This is a genomic window from Pseudoalteromonas sp. S554 (genome assembly GCF_005930865.1).
Lineage (GTDB): Bacteria > Pseudomonadota > Gammaproteobacteria > Enterobacterales > Alteromonadaceae > Pseudoalteromonas > Pseudoalteromonas marina.
The window spans coordinates 38,694-59,264 of record NZ_PNDV01000001.1; the positions used below are offsets into that span (position 1 = coordinate 38,694).

Below are 20,571 nucleotides of genomic sequence, written 5' to 3' on the forward strand. Positions count from 1 at the left end.
TATTAGCTACCTCTGTACGTTGAGTAGCCAAATGGGCTAAGCAATAACGGGATGTGATGATGCTTTTGATCTTGCAATCTAAAGGTTATTTGCGCTTCTGGGTAAAACGCAGGTGTTTCTTGGTTTTCATAGTAACTATCTAAATCAAATACTAGCTTATAGGTGGCAAATTCTACGTCTGTATTTAGCCAGTCGGCAATTCGCCCGTCGCTGTTTGTTTTACCTTGGGCGATTAATTCCCACTCGTTATTAGTATGAACAAACAATTTTACTGTGACATTTTCAGCTGGCTTGCCTGTGCTGGTATCTAAAATATGAGTAGTGATAGGGCTTTTATTCATACTTTTATTCATAGCAATGACTCCAATCTTATTTTTGTTATTTTGGCTTGTTCGCCCGCGGCAGTTGTTAGCTCTTTTTCGCGGGTGTTATGTACGCGCTGCTCTATAAGTTCAAGCATTTGCTCAGCACTTTTACCGCTAGCGCACACAATAAATATAAAGCCAAATTTACTGAGGTATTGTTTATTTAGCGCAATCATTTTTTTTAGGGTTTGCTCGTTTGCTTTGCTCATACCCGATTGTTCGTGCCCCGCTTTTTGCGCTGTAGCGGCGTACTTTTTACTTAAGGTTGATAAATCGCCTATTTGCGGGTGGCCTTCAAAAGCGGCTAAATAATCGCTCTCACCCAGGCTATCCCATACGCTTTGTGCGCTGTTAAATAAGTGCTCTTTATTTTCAAATGGCATGATATTTAGCATACCGCTTACCCAGTTAGGGGCGGCGCAGCAATGCTCTAATGCTTGATGCGCTTGCGCTGCATTTAGGTCGTTAATTTTTAAGCTACTCATGCGTTTTCTTCCTCGTGCGTGGTACTAATTAAGGCATTTTTAAGTGCACGCCATTGCAAACCTTGGCGTTTAGGCGCATGAGCTTGCATAGCCTGATAAAGGCCAATTAACTGCCCGCTAATCGAAATGGCTACTTCCATAGGGAGCTTGCCCGTTACATTTTCTAGCCCAACAGGGCAGGTCATTTGGTTTATTTGCTCGGTGGTAAAATTGCGATGAGCTAAGCGTTGTTTAAAGCGTTTTGCTTTGGTATCTGAGCCAATAACACCGAGCCAATTGGCATCAGCGCGTTTAATAATGGCTTGTGTGAGTGCAAAATCGAGCTGGTGGTTATGGGTTAATATTAAGTAATTATTAGCTTTAGGGGCGCGTTTTACTTGCTCTGTTGGCTCTTCATCAACCACTTTTATTACGTTATTAGGAATAACCTGCGGGAATACATCGGCGCGGCTATCTATCCAACGTATACGCATAGGCAGCTGTGCCAATATACCAATAAGCGCCTGTGCTACATGGCCTGCGCCATAAATATCAAGGGTAAAACGCTCGCATTGCATACACTCAAGCATAACGGTGGCAGCTCCGCCGCAGCACTGGCCTAAATTTGCGCCTAGGTTAAATTGCTCTATCACTTGGGCTGCTTCGCCTTTGGCAAGTAGCTCGCGGGCTTTTTCTATTACTACGTATTCAAGGTGACCACCGCCAAGGGTGTCGTAAATATGCTCGCCACTTATTACCATTTTAGAGCCCGTGCCACGTGGGGTTGAGCCGTTGGTGCCAAGCACCGTCGCAATAACATAGTTAGTGCCGCTTTGTTCATGCTGGTTTATAGCTTGCGCCCAGTTTTGCGTATGAAAACCCTGAAACGACTCATTTAAATTAGCCATGTTGCTGCTCCTTAAACCAGCTGGCGGTTTGCTCAATTGCATTTAATACACGTTCAGGTGTAGCAGGCGTATCAAGTGGGGCGGTGTATTTGTAATCAGCCACACTGCTTATGGCGTTTCGAATCGCACTCCACACACTAAAGGCCAACATAAACGGCGGCTCGCCAACTGCTTTTGATCTAAAAACGGTGGTTTCTGGGTTGGCAGAGTTATATAAATTGACGTTAAATTCGGCTGGGGTATCGCCAATAGCCGGGATTTTATAGTTAGCAGGGCCAAAGCTGGCAAGCTGGCCTTTATCGTTCCATTGTAAGTCTTCGGTGGTAAGCCAGCCCATACCTTGCACAAAAGCCCCTTCAATTTGGCCTATATCAAGTGCAGGGTTAATTGAGCTGCCCACATCGTGCAGTATATCTACGCGGGTTACGGTGTTTTCGCCTGTTAGCGTATCTACTTCTACTTCACTCAGTGCTACGCCATGCGCGTAGTAAAAAAACGGTCGGCCTTCGCCTTTTGCTCTATCGTAATGAATTTTAGGCGTGGCGTAATAACCGGTTGATGAAAGCGATATACGGTTCATATAAGCAAGGTTTGCAAGTTCGCTAAAGCTAATTTCGCCTTTGCTAAAGGTAATCAGGTTATCTTTAAATACAATACTTTGGCTGTCTGCTTCAAAGTGCTCGCTTATAAAGTTTATTAAACGCTCTTTTATAGTGTTTACCGCGTTTAGCGCCGCCATGCCGTTTAGGTCAGTCCCACTTGATGCGGCGGTTGGCGAGGTGTTTGGTACTTTGTCGGTACGAGTAGCGCTTATGCTTACTGCGTCAAAATCAACGCCAAAGCCATGGGCTACTATTTGCGCTATTTTTGTATTAAGCCCTTGGCCCATTTCGGTGCCGCCATGGTTTAAATGTATCGAGCCATCGCTATATACATGCACGAGTGCACCCGCCTGGTTTAAGTGCTGTACGGTAAACGATATACCGTATTTAACCGGCGTCATCGCAAGGCCTTTTTTGATAATGGGCGATGATGCATTAAAGGTTTTAATTGCCTTTTTTCGCGCCCAGTAATCACCCGACTCCTCAAGCTGGCTTATCATATCTTTTAAAATATGTTGCTCTACGGTTTGATGGTACGGCGTGGTGTCGCGGCCTTTTTTGTATAAATTAAGTTTTCGGATCTCAAGCGGATCTTTACCCAATTTAGCGGCTATATCGTCCATTATTAGCTCGCCCATGATCATGCCTTGCGGGCCACCAAATCCTCTGAATGCGGTGTGGCTTACAGTATTAACTTTACAGCGATTCCCTTTAATTGTGGCGGCTGGGTAGTAATAAGCGTTATCGGCATGAAACATGGCGCGGTCTACAATGGCATCGGATAAGTCAGGCGAATAACCACAAAACCCATTTACGGTTACATCAGCGCCTTCAATTAGGCCATTTTGGTCAAACCCTACATGGTATTGATTATAAAATGGGTGGCGTTTACCGGTAAGTTTAAAGTCGTCGCTGCGGGCTAGCCGCATTTTAACGGCGCAGCCAAGGTGATAAACCGCAAGCGCTGCAAGGCAAGCCCACGGCGCGCCTTGAGTTTCTTTGCCGCCAAAAGCACCGCCCATTCGGCGGGTTTCTACGTTTACAAAGCTAAATGGCTTTTTTAAAATTTTAGCAACTAAGTGCTGCACCTCGGTTGGGTGCTGCGTAGAACATTGAACATGAATCCCGCCATCGTTGTCGGGCTGAGCAAGTGCTATTTGCCCCTCAAGGTAAAAGTGTTCTTGCCCACCTATGTGTATTTCGCCTTTAAGCTGGTGGGCTGCTTTATTTATGGCTTGCTCGCTATTACCACGCTTGAGTGAGTGTGGCGGTCTTACCCAGTGCTCTTTTTTTATCGCTTCTTTAATATCAAGTATGGGGGTGGTTTGCTCGCACTCTATAACCACTAAGCGAGCAGCGCGGCGCGCCATTTCGTAGCTGTCGGCAACGACTACCAGCACAGGTTGCCCGTGGTATTGAATTTCGTGATTGGTTAATAGCACATCACCTGGGAATATTGGGCCAATATCAAGCTTACCGGGTACATCATCAGCCGATAAAATACGTTTAACGCCTGCCACTTCAAGCGCTTTACTTGTATCGATTGATTTAATAAAGCCGCTGGTAATGGGCGCAAGTACAGGGTAGGCGTGTAAGCAGCCATGAGGCTCTGGGTTATCGTCGGCGTAGTTTGCATTGCCACATACTTGTTTTATTGCACTTTCGTGGTACTTAGATTGGCCAACGCTTCCGCCTTGGGCTTTTAGTTTATCCATTTCAAAGTGACGCATGTGAGATCCTCGTAATGGCAATGTTGTTATTATTTTTATTGCTACTAGGCTGTGCATCGCAAAACTCAATACCAATACGCTGTAGCAAGTTTTTGCTTACTGAAGTGCGGTAATGTGCGCTGCTGCGTACATCGCTCATTGGGGAAAAGTCGTCATTTATAGCGGCTGCGGCATCTATAAACGTACTTACTTGTAAGGGCTGAGCATTAAGTTTTTGCTCTATGTGCGTGGCGCGTTTGGGTATTGCTGCCATACCGCCCATGGCGCAGCGGGCATTGCTAATTACGCCTTGCGTTTGCTCTATAGCCAGTACTAAACACACAGTAGATATGTCATCTTCAAAGCGTTTTGAAATTTTATGACACGCAAGCTTTAACGAGTCTGGACGTTTAGGTACGGTAATTTTGCTAATGACTTCATCGCTTTTAATGACCGTTTTTTTGTAATCAACAAAGTAGTCGGCCACGTTTATAGTGCGTGTGCCTGCTGCGCTTAATAAATCCATAGTGGCATTAAGTGCAATGAGTAAAGGAGCTGGATCGCCAATAGGAGAGGCATTTCCTATGCTGCCACCTAAGGTGCCACTGTTACGTACTTGGTTAGAGCCTAGGCGTTCAAATAGCTCTTTAGACTCTGGGTAGTAATTGTAAAAAATATCTACAAACTGGCTGTAAGGGAGTGCTGCACCAATATGTAGCTCGCCGTCGTTATCGCTTAATGTGCACAGCTCCTTAGCTTCGCTTAGGGATATTATTACATCGGGTAATAGCATATTTTGGCTAAGCTCAATGGCAAAGTCGGTGCCACCAGCAACCAAGTGTGCATGCGGGTAACGCGCTTTAAGCTCAACAAGTTGCTTAGCATTTTGTGGCAAGTAGAATTTGCGAGGGCCATTTTTTAAAAATGGAACATCGTCATCATGTTGCGTATTAAGTGAGGCTTTAAACTGAGCTGCCATGGCTGAGTAAGGCTCATTTTTACGCTCATAGCTGTAGGCTTTTTCTACCGCTAGTAAAATAGGGCTGTAGCCAGTACAACGGCACAAGTTGCCACCTAAAGCATGAATAGCAGCTTTTTTACCTGGATAACTCGGTTGATTAATATAAAGCGCCAACATGCTCATTATTATACCTGGGGTACAAAAACCGCATTGCGAACCATGGCACTCTACTAATGCGCGTTGTACTGGGTGTAAGTCATCAAGGGTTGGGTAAAGCCCCGTTGTTACAGCCTCTACGGTTACTATGTGTTTTGCGTGTGCATTGCCTAATAAAAGCAGACAGCTGTTCATAGTTTGGTAGTGCCAAACTGGGTTACCGTTTGAGTTTAGTTTTTCTTCGCCAACTAAAATTGTGCACGCGCCGCAATCGCCTGTAGCACACCCTTCTTTGGTGCCCATTTTCCCTTTTTTGGTGCGAAGCCAGTCCAAAATGGTGAGACTTGGCGAGCATTCTTGTTCTTCAATTGGCGTGTCATTTAACAGAAACTGAATCACACAGACCCCCTTAGCTTTTTAACACCCTGTTTTTAATAAGGTTTGTTGTTTGCTTTTTCGTATTGTTATTGCGCAAGTAAGAAAAAAGCTGTTTTATTATGATTAATACTTTGCAGTTAATATGCCATATCTGACCGATCGGTTAGCTTTTTTGTGTTTGGTTAATTTAACAAGCATTAAAAGCAAGGGGGTGTATTTATTTTTATATTTTATATCAGATGTTTATTTTGTTTTTATTCTTTTTTATATGAGGTGATTAAATTTTTTTGTTAGCTTTTAGGTGAAATTTAAATAGCTTTTATGTATAAACCTGACCAAAAGGATATGTTTATTTTTGTGAGCTTTTTGCTTTTGAAAAGTGCGTTTACATAACTTTTTAAGTTACAGATGTGTGAATATTTAATTGGCTAGGTTGAATGCTTTTTATAAATAACAAGGTCTTTATTAGGCATGACAAATTTAATGAGCACACAATGAACCTAACACACACAAATAACGCACTCACCTTCATACTTACACTCAGCTTTGCATTACTTGGTGTATCGCTTGCTTTAGGTGCAAACCCAAACACACTTACAGCGACCTTTAGCTTTTATGAACTTGATATCTTACTCAGTGTAAATACGTTAGGTTTGCTCACAGGCACCGCTATGATTGCATTAGCTCTCGCCACTCTAGCCGCACATTTAAAATTACTAAAGCCTATGCCAGTAGCTGTTTTAGCGTTAATTGTTTGCATTGTGCCTTTACTTACTTTATTGGCCAGTAACCGTTGGATGGCGCAGTTAGGAGGCTTTCCAATTATTGGCAGTGGGCAAGGCATTATTAAATACTTTGCTGTTATTCCTTTGTATTTATTTTTGTTTTATAAAAATAAGCTCACCGACAAACAACATGTTTTTTTAAACTTTATACCGGTTGCGATGGTTTTACTGTGGATTGGCGGCATGAAATTTTATGAGTTTGAAGCTAAAGCCATTGTGGGGTTAGTAGAAACCTCACCGTTTATGTCGTGGTTATACACGGTATTTAGCGTACAAGGCGCATCAAACGTAATTGGCGGGTTTGATGTATTATTTGCAGTGTTACTCGGTGCGGGCATTTTAATTAACAATAAAAAGCTCATTATAGTGAGTGGTTTAGCATGTTTAAGTGTTTTTTTAATGACCCAAACATTTTTAATTACCGCCACCGGCGCATTAAGTTCAGGCGCGTTATTAGATCGATTAGGCCAATTTGTAATTAAAGATTTATGGTATGTAGGCAACTTAATTGTTATTGCCACTTTAATACTATTTAAACCAGCTAAATAATGTAAAGAGAACCTTATGATCAGTTGCAACCATTACGATTACATCGAAATTGCTTGTATGCACAGGCTGAATATTGAGCTTGTATTAAAAAATGGTGATAGTGTATGTGGTGTAGCAGCTGATATAAAACGCAATGCACTCAAACAAGAGTGCATTGCCATAAATGCAAGTGGCGAGCTAAAGCTCATAGAACTTACCGGCATTAGTGTAATTAAAGCGCTCACTCACAACCCGTATTTTGATAATATAAACTTTGAGGTTAATTAAATACTCCACTATAGCTTTATTAATAATGCTGCAAAGGCAGCGCTGTAAAGCCCTATTAAAAACAAACAATGTATATAATCCGCAACTTTTACTCTAATTCGCAACCCAACCCAATAACCTTATCAATACGGCTTTTGTACCTTATGAAAAGTCACTTTTATAACCCCTAATTGCCTGTTTACATTGTAGTTATTAGGTGGGATTATTAAGCTATATTATGTGTGCCGTTTATGGCAAGCGTCATATCCTTTATTTGGAGTAGTTGTTGTTAAAGTGTAGTAAGTGCAAAACAAAAAATAGTTTTAAAACTGATTTTTGGATGTCAAAAATCGATATGGTGGGATTTCTTTTTCTTAGCCTTTGTTTATCTATTCCAATAGGTTTCTTGGCTTTTTTAGCTGAAGAGTCACAAGGTTTTGCTTATTTTATAGCTTTTTTTACATTTGTTATTGCGGTAATTGGCAAGCACTATAAGGTTGTGGCACTTTTATTTGTTGAGTTGTGTATAGATTCAGCACTCTACGAAAATGGCGCTTATGAATTTAGTTTTATGGTGGCAACAGCGTTTGTTCTGACGTTTATAAAAATTGGAAGTAAAGTGTATGGCTTCTTTTTTCAGTGCGTTAACTATAAGTTCGAATTAGATATCACCTGTGGTAAGTGTAAGAAAGTTTATAAGCAATTAAAATTACCGCAGCAGGCATAGTCAGCATATATCAAGCGCATTAAAAATGGCGTTAAATGCTCTTTTGAGACTCATTCTCTGCTAATTATAGCCAAGCATTCCCCGCATTATATGCAGCGTTAGCAATCATCAATCTTAGTAAGGAGCCAACATTTGAAAAAAGTTATACTCGCTGTTGCAGTTTTAATGTCGAGCATTTCACATGCATCGGAAAATGCGAAAAGTTTTTTTGATGAATATACGAAGTTAGGTAGTAATTTTGACGTGAAAGTTGCTTCTTTATATGCAAACGATGCCAAAATTCATTCCTATCGCGTTTACCCGCATGGTAAGGAGCGTCAAATGGAAATTACGGGTGAACAGTGGAAGGTGCTTGTCCAACGTGTAATGCCATTGGCAAAAATGAAAAATGACAAAAGCACATTCAAAAACATAGCAATAAAGCCTGAAGGAAATGGCTACAAGATCAAGGCACACCGATATTCTGAAAAGAAATGTTATACCGATAAAGGCTATTATATGCTTCTAAAAAGAACGGAGAAGGGGCAGCTAGAAATTGTGGAAGAATACATGGAAACACAGCCGCAATCTGATTGCTAACCTACCACCTAGTTACATTATTAAATAATTGACGTAAATACGCCGTTTAAACATCAGTAATATTACAATTGAATATAAAAAGCAGGTATTTACTATTACTGCTGTAGCTGTAACTCATCTTGGTGATATGCGAGTAAAACCTCGCAAAGTTAATCGTTAAATAGAGCAATACTTACATTTTAACCTCTGGATTACTTATTAGCTTCACTATTCTTTTAACGTTTGTGTATACAGTACAAGCGCGCTGTACATTATGCTGAGTGCTTTTGTTACATCGCTGTCGATAACAGCTTCTGCGGGGTGATGGCTTATGCCGCCAGGGCTGCGTATAAATAACATGCCAACGGGGCAAATAGGGGCTATGGCCATTGCATCGTGCCCAGCGCCAGAGGCAAGTGAAGGCGATGCTTGGTTGTTAAGTTTGCATGCGCTAGTAAATAAATGCTGAATTTGAGTGTCGCACGCTACGGCTTCGGCGGCATGAGTCCACTGCCAATCAAGCGTTAAATTGCGTTTGTTTGCTATAGATTGAGCGCTACTTTGTATGGCGCTTAGTAAGTTAGCGAGATCGGTGTCGCTCTGTGCACGTGCATCTAGGCTAATGGTGGTTTTACCAGCAATAACATTTGTAGCGCCTGGACGAGCATGAATTTGACCTACGGTGGCTACCTCACCATTACTCGCGTTTTTTGCTAGTTGCTCTATGGCAAGAATCAGTTCGGCGCAGCCTGCTAACGAATCCTGGCGTAAATTCATTGGTGTAGTACCCGCGTGGCCGCTTTGACCTGTTAAAGTGATCATAGCGCGCTTGGCCCCTGCAATGGCTGTGACAATGCCTAATGCCTGATTTACCGACTCAAGCACAGGGCCTTGCTCTATGTGGGTTTCCCAGTAACCGAGTAACTCGTTTTTGTTGAGCGCGGCTTTAGCGTAATCATCTGGGTTTAAACCAAAATCCAGCATGGCTTGGCGCATAGTAATGCCGTTAGTATCTTCTATATTTAACCACTGCGGGTCAAACTCGTTTGCCAGTGTTTTTGAGCCAATTAAAGTGGTGGCAAAGCGGGTGCCTTCTTCATCACAAAAACCCACAACATCTAAATGAAAGGGTAAATCAAGCTTAAGCGTGTGTGCAAGGGCGGCTATTTCAATACCAAGTAACACCCCTAAAATACCATCAAATGCACCGGCGTTTGGTACAGTGTCAAGGTGCGACCCTATAATTAAGCGTTTAGCGTGTGGGTTGGATGATGTTAAGCGCCCCCATAAGTTGCCTACTTCGTCTTGCCACGATTGCATGCCCGCCTCAGCCATCCAAGTGGCAGTAACGCTATTACACTCTTTGTGCTCTTTAGATAAATACACACGGTGAATGCCACCTTGCATTTGCGATAGGCTGCTAAGTGTTTTACAACGCGCTAAGGCGCGTGCAGCAAATTTATTAGCCAGCTCTCTGTTTAATAATGGCTCATGGAGTGGGCTTGCAATCGTCATGCTAAATCCTTTTTATTATTTGTAATGGGAAAGGGCGGCAATAGCGGCTTCGCCTTTAGGGCCTTTGTAACCGTTGGCATGCAGGCAGGCATCTAGGCTTGCCAATGTTTGTAATACGGCATCTTTACGGGCGTTGTAACCCATGGTGCCAATACGCCAAATTTTGCCATGCAGCGGGCCAAACGAGGTGCCAATTTCAATACCAAAGTCGGTTAGCATTTGAGCGCGTACGTGGTCAGCATTAATGCCCTCGGGTATATAAACACCCACTACGTTGTTCATTTTATGGTTTAAGTCGCCAAATACGTTTAACCCCAGCGCTTGAATACCCGTTAGCATGGCATCGCCGTGTAACTTGTGGCGGGCAACGCAGTTATCTACGCCTTCTTCAATAACAATGCGAGCACATTCTGATGCGCAATACAGCATGCTGGTGGCTTCGGTGTGGTGGTTAAGGCGCTCCTCCCCCCAGTAATTCATGATCATGCCTAAATCAAAGTAGTTAGAGCGTACAAATGGCTCGGTGCCGTCGGTATGCTCCGCGGTGCGAATCCCCGCTTCTACTTTTTTGCGTTTTTGGATCCAATCGGCGCATTTATCGCTCAGTGTTAAAGGGGCAGAGCCAGACGGGCCACCTAAACATTTTTGCAAACCAACCGACAGCGCGTCGAGTTTCCACTCATCGGCGGGTAAATCGTTACCCACAATTGAGGCGGTGGCATCGCAGTAAAATAATACATCGTGCTTTTGGCAAATATCACCAATGTGTTCAAGCGGCTGGTTCATGGTTGTAGAGGTATCGCCTTGCACCATGGCAAGTACATGGGGTTTTACATCAACAATGGCTTTTTCTATTTGTTCGGGGGTAAATACTTCGCCCCAGGGTACGTCTATGGTGTGTACCTTTGCGCCTACGCGCTCGGCTATTTCAGCAAGCAAGTGGCCAAAGCGGCCCATAATGGGCACCAGTACTTTATCGCCAGGGCGTAAAATAGAGCACAATACGGCTTCTATTCCTGCGCGCGATGTACCGTCAACTAACATGGTCCATTCGTTTTTGGTTTTAAATATTTCGCGATAACGCGCCATGGTTTCATTCATAAAACCGGTCATTACTGGGTCGTATTGGCCAATTAGCTGCGCCGACATAGCACGCAGGACGCGTGGATCTGCGTTAATTGGCCCAGGCCCCATGAGTAAACGCTGCGGCGGGTTTAAAGTTTGAATTTGCGTTTTGCTAAACATGTTTTAGGCTCCGATTGTCTGAATAAGCATGCGAATGCCCGTTATCATTAATACAACGGCAAAGGCGCGTTTTAATTGTTTTTGATCCAGCTTGCTACCAATTTTTACGCCAATAGGCGCAAACAAAATAGTGAGTGGAATAATAAGTAAAAAGGCAGGGAGGTTAACTAACCCCCACGTACCTAGGGGAGCATCGGTTGGCGTGGTGCCAATACTTAATAAGGTAATTACGCCCGGTAGCGCAATCAATAAGCCAAATACAGCTGCTGTGCCAACGGCAACATGGGCACGTACGTTAAATGCGTTAAGCATGGGCACACCAATTGTGCCGCCGCCAATGCCTATCATTACCGATAAGCCACCAACAATACTTGCCATTACGCCTTGGCCAAATTTACCCGGTAATTTACTTACAAGGGCTGGTGCGCCGGCTCTAAACAACATGTTAAGGCTGACTAAAATAGCAATACAAGCAAACATAAGTACCAGTGCATTACCGCGTATTGAGTGCGCTAAGTAGCTGCCTACAATGGCCATTACTAAAATAAACGGCGCCCAGTATTTAATTAAAGCAAGGTCAATGTTGCCCTTTGCATGGTGCGAGCGAATAGACGAAATAGACGTAGGCACTATGGTGGCAAGCGATGTCGCGGTGGCTATCATCATGGCCGACTCAGGGCTTACGCCAAAACCTTGCAGTAAAAAATACAGCACAGGTACGATAACAATACCGCCGCCTACACCAAAAAGTCCTGCTAAAATTCCGGCAAAAATACCGGTTGCTATTAAGGCCGCAATAATTGGCCATTGATTCATTATTTCTGTCATGTGTGTTCCTACTACGTTGATGAAACAGTTGCACGGCCATCAGAGCGAGGATCCGTTGCAGCTTCAAGGGTTGTAGGTGTATCTAAAATAGCACCCGCGTGACCCATCATTTCGTTGTTGTCTTCGACACTTACCCAGTCGTGGCCACGTTTATTTAATTCATTGTCTATTTGGGCAGCGAGGCTGTGTTCTATTTTTAAATTTGTGCTGGTGTCGCCCCATGTGCGGCCCAGTAACCAGCGCGGATCGCTTACCGCTTGGTTAATTGATTTATTTCGCCACGCGTATCCGGCAAATACAGCTGCTTGAGTTTGTGGTTGGCCTTCACCACCCATAGTGCCGTAGGCAAGGCGTCTGCCATCGTCAAACTTAGCCATAGCTGGGTTAAGGGTATGCGCTGGGCGTTTATTTGGCGCTAGTGCATTGGTATCTTTAGTGTTTAAGCTAAAGCTTAGCCCGCGGTTATTCCATACAAACCCGCCTTCGCTCATGAGTATGCCGCTACCAAATTCCCAGTAAATACTTTGAATAAAGCTCACTAGTTGGCCGTTTTTATCGCGTGCTGCCATCCAAACTGTATCGCCGGGCTGAGCATCAAACGGCCATTTTTTGGCGGTATTCATATCAATATTGTTGGCAAGCTCGGTTAAACGCTCATCAGTTAATGCGTTTTTATAATCATCCCCAAGCGCTTTAGGGTCGGCCCAAAGCGTTGGTCGGTGCGTAAAGCTTTGCTTGGTGGCTTCTACAATTAAGTGGGTCCAATCGGCTTCGGTTTTAGCGGTGTGTTTTAGCTTATTAACGGTACCAATTATTTGTAGCGAATGTACGCCTTGAGTAGGTGCAGGTAAGTTGTAGCAATTAATACCCGACAAATTAGCATTTAGCGGGCTTATTACATCGGCTTGCGTGTTGGCAATATCATTTGGGGTAATAATACTGCCAGCTTTGGCTAAATCGGCTGCAAACGAGTCGGCAAGTTCGCCTTCATAAAATGCATTTAAGCCATGTTTAGCTAAATGCTCAAAGGTATCGGCAAGTTTTGGGTTTTTAAAATGTTGGCCTGCTTTTAACGGTTTGCCATTTGGGATGTATAGTGCTTTAAATGCATCATTTGTATTGGTAACCGTCGCGAGTTTTTCACAGCCTGCTTGCAAACTTTTGGTAACAGTAAACCCTTCGCGGGCAAGTTTGATAGCTGGGGTTAAAATAGTACTTAACGAAAGGACTGCGTGCTCATCTAATTCAAGGGCTTTTTGCCAGCCACGAAGTGTAGCCGCTTGAGTCAATGCGCTTAAACCGCCACGCTCTGGTATGTGTGGCTCATTGCTGTAGGCGCTGATGTTGTTTGGTGCACGCCCGCATGCATCAATAGCGTTGGGTGTGCTTTGGTTTGGGTTGTCAATAAGCCAAAAACTGTCGCCACCAATTGAGTTCATATGTGGGTAAACCACGCTAATAGCAGCGGCTGCTGCAACCATAGCCTCGGTGGCTGTGCCGCCTTGTTTTAGTATTGAGGTGCCTGCCTCGGTCGCTGAGAAGTGCGGGGCCGTAAAGGCAATGTTGTGTGCGTTCATGTGAGAGTTTCCTGTTTAAAATATGCAGCTAGTTGTGTTGCGCAGGCAAGTAAGCTTTTATCGTTATTGTGGCTCATCATGAGTGAAAACCCATATGGATGGCCATTTGCTAGATTAGCCAATGGTAAGTGAACTTGCGCCGAGCGGCTCAAGCCCGCAATAGCCGATAAGGTGATTATTTGCATGCGTAAGGCGCTTGTGTCGGCGCCCAATTTAGGTGCGGTTGTTGGGGTTGTTGGCAAAAATAAGCAGCTAGTTGAATTTAGGTTTTTAGCAATTAATGTTTGCCATTGGGTTTGAACGTTAAGTGCTTCTTTTTCTTCTTGGGCGGTTAGTGCCAATGCCATTTTAAAACGGGCCGCGATTGCCGGAGCAAACTGGGGAGGGTGCTCCGGCAACTGAAGCCAATCTTTGTGCACTTTAGCAATAGCACGTCCTTGCAATATTCTAAAACTATCAGCGAGTTCGCTTAATAAGCTGATGTTAGGTAGTTCAAAATTTTTGTGGTGTTTAAAATAAGGTTTGGTTTTTTTAAGCAATTGTTTAAGTGGTGCTTGTAAAGCTGGGCTGACTAGCTCAAATAAGGGCTCACAAATAACCAAGGTATTTACACTATTAATAGCTTGGCTTGGTAACAGTACATTGCCTACTTTTTCTAATAGTTCTGCGCTTTGGGTAAGCCAACCAACGGTATCAAAAGGCGGTGCTAGCGGGATTAGGCCGTCTTTTTCAATTACGTTATGGCTTGGCCTAATACCAAATAAACCGCAATAACTTGCGGGTATTCTAATAGAGCCTCCGGTATCGGTGCCCAACCCGATGTCAGCTAAATTGCCGGCTACTGCGGCGGCTGATCCCATACTAGAACCACCGCATGCATGCCCTTTTATTTTGGGGTTTTGTGCTGCGCCATAGTGAGTATTATTACCTTCTAAGCTATAGGCAAGCTCGTCGGTATGGGTAAAACCTTTAAAAATACAGCCAGCATCCATTAATTTGTTAACACTACTTGCTGTTTGCTGGGCAGGTTTTGCTGCTTTAAACCAGCTAGGGTTACCTGCGCTGTTGCGCTCGCCTTTAACTGCAAATACATCTTTTACGGCTAGGCGCTTAGTGCTTAGTGTGCCCGTTTGACTTGATTGCCAATTACTGGGTCCATGGTCACAAAATATACCTGTGTATTTAGTTTTTAATTGCGTGTTCATTTTGTAACCCACCTACATAAAACTGACCAAATGGTTATTTACTAATTTTAAATTGAGTAAAAGAGAATAGTGTTGTTATTTTTTTCGGCTCTCTACGTAATATCTTATTTATATTAACTGAGCACTAATTGTACTTTGCATCGGTGGTTGTGGTTTTAGCGAACTTAATACAAGCAAAACAAATGCCAAAAGTAAATTCCCTGTCCGATTGGTCAGGTTTTTGGGCGTTGCAGAGAGGGATTTATAATTTTTAAGTTATAAAGTGGGTGTTTTTAACCGCAAAACAAACCAACTTGGTGCATTGTTGCACCAAACTGGTTGTTATTATTTACACGAATTTATTAAATAAGGGGGGCTTTACTAATTATTAGGCCATTAACGTCGCCATACAGCCAATCGTTTGGTGCTATTGCGGTACCCAGCATATTAATAACTTGGTCTTGATCGCCAAAACCGCGCTTAAGTGTGCTACGAGGGGTTGAACCAATTGCCATTACGGGTAAATTCATAGTGGCAAGTATTTCTATATCGCGGCAACAACCATTTATTACAACACCTTCCCAGCCATTTTGTAGCGCGCGTTCGGCCATAATGTCGCCAATAAAAGCAAAACGTTTGCTAGCAAACCCATCAATTACTAACACTTTCCCTTTACCATCTTGATGGAGAACATCGGCGGCAAGCGAGTTGTCTTCTGGGCAGGTTACCGTTACTGCTTGGCCACTAAAGGTGGTTTTTTTACCAAAGTGGCGCAAGCCACTATCTGCTACTTGAACCGAGTTGCGGTGATCGTCGAATAGGTCAGGGGTTGTAAAGTTTTCCATGTGTTAGGCCTCGTTTGGGGCGGGTATTTTTAAGCCAATACCTTTTAAAATTATGTGGGCAATTGATTGTGTTATTTGTGCCACGTCGGTTTCGTCATATTCTAATTTATTCATAACTAGCAGTACTTCTGCTTGAAAGTCTGCGTAGTATTGTGTTGTTGACCAAATAGTAAATAAAAGGTGATGGGGATCAACTTGGTCTATTTTTTTTGCGTCCATCCAGGATTGAAACACATCAATTTTTTGTTTAACCCAAGGCCGTGTATTTGTTCTAAAGTAGTTTTGTAAATAGGGGGCGCCACGCAAAATTTCATTGGCAAATAAACGAGACTGAAGAGGTTGGTTTACGGCAAGTATTACTTTACTTTTTATGTAGTTATAAAGCACTGCTGCGGGGTCGTCTTCAGCGGTGACGTTATCAAGGCCTAAGTTCCAATTTGCTATTATTCTGTCTATTACCGCTTCGTAAAGGCCATCTTTGCTTTTAAAGTAATACAGTATGTTAGCTTTTGGAACGTTAGCCTCTTTTGCAACCATGCTCATGCTTGCGCCGTCATACCCATTAAGAGAAAATAATTGCTCGGCGGCATTTAATATAAGCAGTTGGTTTTTTTCCCGAGTGACTTCTTTTTTATTTGGTTTTATTTGTGTGGTCATTATTGATTGTGCGTGTTTAACGTGTTGATTGATTGTAGCTTTACTGACCGAAAGGTCAATTACTAAAGTGGCTTTAAATTTAACAGCACGTAAATATGCTTAGGTATGCAGAGGTTAGATGGAGTTAGCAGGTGTGTGTTTAGCGTGTAGGGAGCTAAACACACCATGGTGTTAAATACTATGTTTATTTAGCCAGTCTAGTGCTAAAGGCCATAAAGCGGCAGACCTTTTACTAAAAAACTTCATATGGCCAATATCTTTCAGGTTATATTCACTGGGCGTTAAATGTAGCGTTTGTGCGTTAAGTTTTGGAAAAACAGAAAGCATATCAGCAACATTATCGTTATTTGCTATATCATCATCGCTGGCATTAATCCAAAGGGAAGGCATGGCTAGTTCATTATAAAAATGTTGAAATACTGTATTGCCAAATGCTGATTTAACATACCCTTGTGCGTTACACCATTTTTGCCACTGTTGAGCTACGCCTTTAGGTAAAGGCTCGCCCATACCAAACCATTGTGATTTAGTATGGCCAAATAGTGCATTACTCACCGGAATAACCCCATTCATAAAAAAGTGTGCTTTGACCTGATACGCCAAGCGCATATTGGTCAACTTGCCCGACGAACACGCAAAGTTAAACAGTGAGCTGAGTTGAGTGGCATTGTGCATTAAACCTACTAGCTGCCCGCCGGCACTGTGACCTATCAAATGGTAGTGGGTATTCGGAAATGTTTTTTGAAGTTGTTCTAGCACTGCGGGCATATCCTGCTCGCCCCACGATTGCAAATTCGCTTTACTATTTTTAATGCTGCCTTTAAGTGATTGGCCTATCCCGCTGTTGTCAAACGTAATAACGGCAAATCCATTTTGCTGCAAGTAAGTAGCAAAGTTTGCATAAAACTGCTGCTTAATCCCCGTTGCAGGTGCAATCATTACTGCGCCTTTTATGGTGCCTTCTGGTTTAAATACATGCGCGCTTAATGTTTGCCTGTTATTGCAGGTAATAGTGATGTGATCAAAGTGTGGTGTGGCCATTAGAGTTATTATTTTCCATATAAAGTACACAGGTGAAAAGAATAGCTGGTTAGACCAGTAGAGGCAATAATACTATTTTTCCCGTGTTCATGTCTTAATGGCAAAAAATCAAAAACAAGCTATTTTGCGTCACTATTCACCTGCGCTAGTAAGTCGAGTACTTTTTGTTGACCAAAAGTTTGTGCAAATTGCTCTGCTGTTTGGCCGGCTTTGTTTTGATGGGCGTTATCGCAATCAAGGCTGACAAGTGTTTTAGCTATACTAAATTCGCCCCTAAAGATAGCGGCCATTAGGGCCGTATTACCACGCTTATCTTCAAGGCAGGCATTAGCGCCTAACTGTAAAAGCGTGTTAACCGTGCTTTTATTACCGTGATAAGTGGCAATCATTAGCGCGGTGTAACCTTTGTTGTTGTAACTATTAATAGGAATACCAGCATCAACAAACTGCGTTATTACGGCGGTGTCGTCAGTACGTGCGGCAGCAAAGTAATATGCAAGTAAGCTGTCGTATTGTGCTTGTGCGGTTGTTGGCTCATTCACAGTATTTTGTTGTTCATTACCAAGGCTTGAAAAGCTCATTACTAAAGTAAATATAATAAGGAATTTACGCATACGGTTTACCTTTTAAAAAAAGAGGAAGGAGAGTCGATCCTTCCTCTTGGTTGGGTAAAATTATTAAAGTTTAGCGGCTAATTGTTTAACCATTTTAATATCGCCATTTACGGCTTTCGTTAAACGTGTACCGTACTCGTTGTCGGCTTTGTAGAAGTAGCTGAGCATTTTGTGCTTTACTTTGCTGTCTTTCACTTTGCCTAAATCGCCGGCTAAGTTGTTAACTAAGTTAGTGCGTTCTTGCTTACTAAAGCCACGGTAAAGTACGCCAGCTTGTGCGAAGTTTTGCTGCTTTTTAATCGCGGCTTGTTGTACAAAACCTTTAAGTTCAGTGTTACTTCTGCGTGCAATTGGGTTTTCTGCAACGTTTTCGTGACTTGGTTGGTAGTTCACATTACTTGTTGTATTACCGTAGTTCATTGCGCCGTCTTGGTTGTAGTTAACCACATCAACTCTTGCGCGGTTAATTGGCAATTGTTGGTGGTTAGCACCTAAGCGGTACATTTGTGTATCTGAGTATGAAAACACACGCCCTTGTAATAGTCTGTCTTCAGATGGCTCAATACCCGGGATTACATTTGCCGGTGCCATTGCAACTTGTTCTGTAGATTGAAAGAAGTTAGTTGGCATACGGTTTAAGGTCATTGTACCCACTTTTGTTTCTTTAACGTCTAACCACATTTTTGTTGCATCTAATGGGTTGTAATCAAAGTCATCTAACTGCGATGGGTCAAGTGTTTTAATGTATAGATCCCACTTAGGGAAGTTGCCTTTACCAATTTCGGTGTACAGGTCGCGTGTTAAGTGTTGAAAATCTTTTCCTTGTACTTCGGCTACTGCTTTTGCATCTAGGTTGTCGATACCTTGTTGGCTTACCCAATGAAACTTAACGTATTTAACATCGCCTGATTTATTAATCATTTTATATGCATGTACGCCCCAACCATCCATTTTGCGTAAGCTTGCTGGTGTACCGTAGTCGCTGTATACCCACGTTAACATGTGAGTAGAGCCCGGTTCGTACGAGAAAAACTCAAATAAGCGGTTAGGATCTTGAATGTTATCTACCGGAGATGGCTTTAACGAGTGAACCATATCTGGGAATTTAATCGCGTCACGAATAAAGAACACAGGTAAGTTGTTACCTACTAAATCCCAATTACCTTGGTCTGTGTAAAATTTTGTAGCAAAACCACGAGGATCACGCAGCGTTTCAGGGCTACCTTTTGAGTGAATTACTGATGAAAAACGAACAAATACGTCTGTTTCTTTACCTGCTTCTGCAAATGGCGCCGCAATTGTTAAATCGTCTAGTTCTTTTGAGGCTACAAACACGCCGTGTGCGCCAGTTCCTCGCGCATGCACTACACGTTCAGGGATACGCTCGCGTGCAAAACGTTGCAGCTTTTGAATAAGGTGTACGTCTTCAAGCAATACACTGCCGCGCTCACCGGCGGTCATTGAGTTTTGATTATCGCCAACAGCTGCGCCGTTGTCTTTTGTAAGAGTGGTAACCGCACTTGCAGGTAATGCCACTGCAAGGGCTAATGCGCTTAAAGTTAATTTAGTTTTTGTTGTGTTTATTTGAGTTTTCATTGTCAACCTCATTATTTAAAAGTGCCGGCAGTGTTGCTGGCTGTTTAACTGTTAACGAGTGTATGGGTTAAATTTATTTCGGTAAAATTGATTGTTTAGATTACAACAATCAAAAAAGTAGATTGGCATCTGCAGTAAATACACTTGTTGTGAATACGGCATGCGATTTTAGTCGTAACAGCTAAAATCAAAACTAATGAAAATCAACAGCTTTTTTATTGAGGTGTTGATTATTTGAACTATGTGGCGGGTTTTTAAGTTCACAACGTGTTGACATATTATAATAATAAAGAGGATATGCTCACTCTTTGGGCTTATGCTCAGGTTTGTGTTTGCATAAAACTAAATGCAATAAGGTAAAAAAATGAACCCTAAAATTGAACTGGTTATTTTTGACTGTGATGGCGTTGTAATTGATAGCGAAGTTTTAAGTGCGCAAGTGCTCATCGATATGCTTGTTGATAAAGCGGTGTTTATTGACCGTGCTTATGTACAAGAACATTTTTTAGGGTGCAATTTTAAAGCGGTTACTCAAAAGATAGCTGATGCATTTAATGTTGAATTGCCTGAGCGATTTGAAGCTGATTATAGAAACGCACTTTTACATGAGTTTGAAACAGCCCTAATGCCCACAAATGGCATTAAAGAGGTATTGGCTAATTTAGCTACACCTAGCTGTATAGCAACTAGTAGTAGCCCTGCACGAACAGAAAAGGCATTAAGCGTCGTTAAATTGAGTCATTATTTTGATGAGGTGTTTACTTCAAGTGAAGTAAAAAATGGCAAACCTGCGCCGGATTTATTTTTACACGCCGCTAAAAAAATGGGGGTTAACCCAGCCCATTGCTTGGTAATAGAAGACTCTATAGCGGGCGTGAGTGCGGCGCTTGCCGCAAACATGCAAGTACTTCATTACAGCGGTGGAGGGCATATGCAAGGAGCTGTTAATTTTGTTCACAAGGCATACCCCGAGGTTGCTCATTTAACAGCTTGGAAAGCGTTTTATGAAATGTATCCAACCCTAAAAATATAAAAACAGCGTTGATTTAGTCCCACACTGA

General features: G+C 42.7%; 20 protein-coding genes. 5 read left to right on the forward strand and 15 right to left on the reverse strand.

From position 1 onward, the window contains the following. Positions 1–2: 2 nt before the first annotated feature. Genes uraH through xdhA form a run of 5 tightly spaced genes read right to left on the reverse strand, consistent with a single transcriptional unit; the run spans position 3 to position 5,564 of the window. Positions 3–353 carry a hydroxyisourate hydrolase gene (gene uraH, locus CWB65_RS00200; RefSeq protein WP_138739537.1) on the reverse strand — a complete coding sequence of 117 codons (351 nt, stop codon included), beginning with the start codon at positions 351–353 and terminating at the stop codon, positions 3–5. Continuing rightward, complete coding sequence (gene uraD, locus CWB65_RS00205; protein WP_138739538.1) at positions 350–850, reverse strand: 2-oxo-4-hydroxy-4-carboxy-5-ureidoimidazoline decarboxylase; 501 nt, start codon at positions 848–850, stop codon at positions 350–352. Before uraD ends, uraH begins: the two co-directional genes overlap by 4 nt. After that, the gene (gene xdhC, locus CWB65_RS00210) at positions 847–1,737 is read right to left on the reverse strand and encodes a xanthine dehydrogenase accessory protein XdhC (RefSeq protein ID WP_138739539.1); all 891 of its coding nucleotides are present in this window, start codon (positions 1,735–1,737) and stop codon (positions 847–849) included. Before xdhC ends, uraD begins: the two co-directional genes overlap by 4 nt. Continuing rightward, the gene (gene xdhB / locus CWB65_RS00215) at positions 1,730–4,069 is read right to left on the reverse strand and encodes a xanthine dehydrogenase molybdopterin binding subunit (RefSeq protein WP_138739540.1); all 2,340 of its coding nucleotides are present in this window, start codon (positions 4,067–4,069) and stop codon (positions 1,730–1,732) included. Before xdhB ends, xdhC begins: the two co-directional genes overlap by 8 nt. After that, positions 4,056–5,564: a xanthine dehydrogenase small subunit gene (gene xdhA / locus CWB65_RS00220; RefSeq protein ID WP_138739541.1), complete on the reverse strand. Its 1,509-nt coding sequence runs from the start codon at positions 5,562–5,564 to the stop codon at positions 4,056–4,058. Before xdhA ends, xdhB begins: the two co-directional genes overlap by 14 nt. A gap of 473 nt (positions 5,565–6,037) precedes the next feature. Between xdhA and CWB65_RS00225 the strand changes: the two genes are divergently transcribed. The 4 genes from CWB65_RS00225 (at position 6,038) to CWB65_RS00240 (ending at position 8,429) form a co-directional block, all read left to right on the forward strand. Next, positions 6,038–6,877, forward strand: a complete 840-nt coding sequence (locus CWB65_RS00225) for a DUF417 family protein (RefSeq protein WP_008128526.1) — start codon at positions 6,038–6,040, stop codon at positions 6,875–6,877. 15 nt (positions 6,878–6,892) lie between these two features. Beyond that, complete coding sequence (locus CWB65_RS00230) at positions 6,893–7,144, forward strand: Rho-binding antiterminator (protein ID WP_033025257.1); 252 nt, start codon at positions 6,893–6,895, stop codon at positions 7,142–7,144. A 319-nt stretch (positions 7,145–7,463) separates the two neighbouring features. Further along, positions 7,464–7,850, forward strand: a complete 387-nt coding sequence (locus tag CWB65_RS00235) for a hypothetical protein (protein ID WP_138739542.1) — start codon at positions 7,464–7,466, stop codon at positions 7,848–7,850. Positions 7,851–7,982: 132 nt separating this feature from the next. After that, positions 7,983–8,429 carry a hypothetical protein gene (locus CWB65_RS00240; protein WP_008128531.1) on the forward strand — a complete coding sequence of 149 codons (447 nt, stop codon included), beginning with the start codon at positions 7,983–7,985 and terminating at the stop codon, positions 8,427–8,429. Positions 8,430–8,636: 207 nt separating this feature from the next. Here CWB65_RS00240 and CWB65_RS00245 read toward each other — a convergent pair whose 3' ends face one another. The 10 genes from CWB65_RS00245 to CWB65_RS00290 form a co-directional block, all read right to left on the reverse strand. Continuing rightward, on the reverse strand, positions 8,637–9,923 hold the full coding sequence (locus CWB65_RS00245; RefSeq protein ID WP_138739543.1) for an allantoate amidohydrolase: 1,287 nt from the start codon (positions 9,921–9,923) through the stop codon (positions 8,637–8,639). Positions 9,924–9,938: 15 nt separating this feature from the next. Next, the gene (locus CWB65_RS00250) at positions 9,939–11,168 is read right to left on the reverse strand and encodes a pyridoxal-phosphate-dependent aminotransferase family protein (RefSeq protein WP_138739544.1); all 1,230 of its coding nucleotides are present in this window, start codon (positions 11,166–11,168) and stop codon (positions 9,939–9,941) included. A gap of 3 nt (positions 11,169–11,171) precedes the next feature. Further along, positions 11,172–11,996 carry a sulfite exporter TauE/SafE family protein gene (locus tag CWB65_RS00255; RefSeq protein ID WP_138739545.1) on the reverse strand — a complete coding sequence of 275 codons (825 nt, stop codon included), beginning with the start codon at positions 11,994–11,996 and terminating at the stop codon, positions 11,172–11,174. 11 nt (positions 11,997–12,007) lie between these two features. Beyond that, a complete protein-coding gene (locus tag CWB65_RS00260; RefSeq protein ID WP_138739546.1) occupies positions 12,008–13,573 on the reverse strand; it encodes a gamma-glutamyltransferase family protein in 1,566 nt (521 codons plus the stop codon). Next, positions 13,570–14,778, reverse strand: coding sequence for an amidase family protein (locus CWB65_RS00265; RefSeq protein ID WP_138739547.1), 1,209 nt, complete (start codon positions 14,776–14,778; stop codon positions 13,570–13,572). Before CWB65_RS00265 ends, CWB65_RS00260 begins: the two co-directional genes overlap by 4 nt. A 341-nt stretch (positions 14,779–15,119) precedes the next feature. Then, positions 15,120–15,602, reverse strand: a complete 483-nt coding sequence (locus CWB65_RS00270; RefSeq protein WP_008128543.1) for a putative 4-hydroxy-4-methyl-2-oxoglutarate aldolase — start codon at positions 15,600–15,602, stop codon at positions 15,120–15,122. Between the two features lie 3 nt (positions 15,603–15,605). After that, positions 15,606–16,259 (reverse strand): TetR/AcrR family transcriptional regulator, encoded by a 654-nt coding sequence (locus CWB65_RS00275; protein ID WP_006792620.1) that lies wholly within the window; start codon positions 16,257–16,259, stop codon positions 15,606–15,608. A 171-nt stretch (positions 16,260–16,430) separates the two neighbouring features. Then, positions 16,431–17,300: an alpha/beta hydrolase family protein gene (locus tag CWB65_RS00280; protein ID WP_006792621.1), complete on the reverse strand. Its 870-nt coding sequence runs from the start codon at positions 17,298–17,300 to the stop codon at positions 16,431–16,433. Between the two features lie 119 nt (positions 17,301–17,419). After that, a complete protein-coding gene (locus CWB65_RS00285; RefSeq protein ID WP_375277670.1) occupies positions 17,420–17,881 on the reverse strand; it encodes an ankyrin repeat domain-containing protein in 462 nt (153 codons plus the stop codon). Positions 17,882–17,977: 96 nt separating this feature from the next. Continuing rightward, on the reverse strand, positions 17,978–19,510 hold the full coding sequence (locus CWB65_RS00290; RefSeq protein ID WP_138739548.1) for a catalase: 1,533 nt from the start codon (positions 19,508–19,510) through the stop codon (positions 17,978–17,980). Positions 19,511–19,874: 364 nt separating this feature from the next. Between CWB65_RS00290 and CWB65_RS00295 the strand changes: the two genes are divergently transcribed. After that, positions 19,875–20,543, forward strand: coding sequence for an HAD family hydrolase (locus tag CWB65_RS00295; RefSeq protein ID WP_008128555.1), 669 nt, complete (start codon positions 19,875–19,877; stop codon positions 20,541–20,543). Positions 20,544–20,571 lie beyond the last annotated feature (28 nt).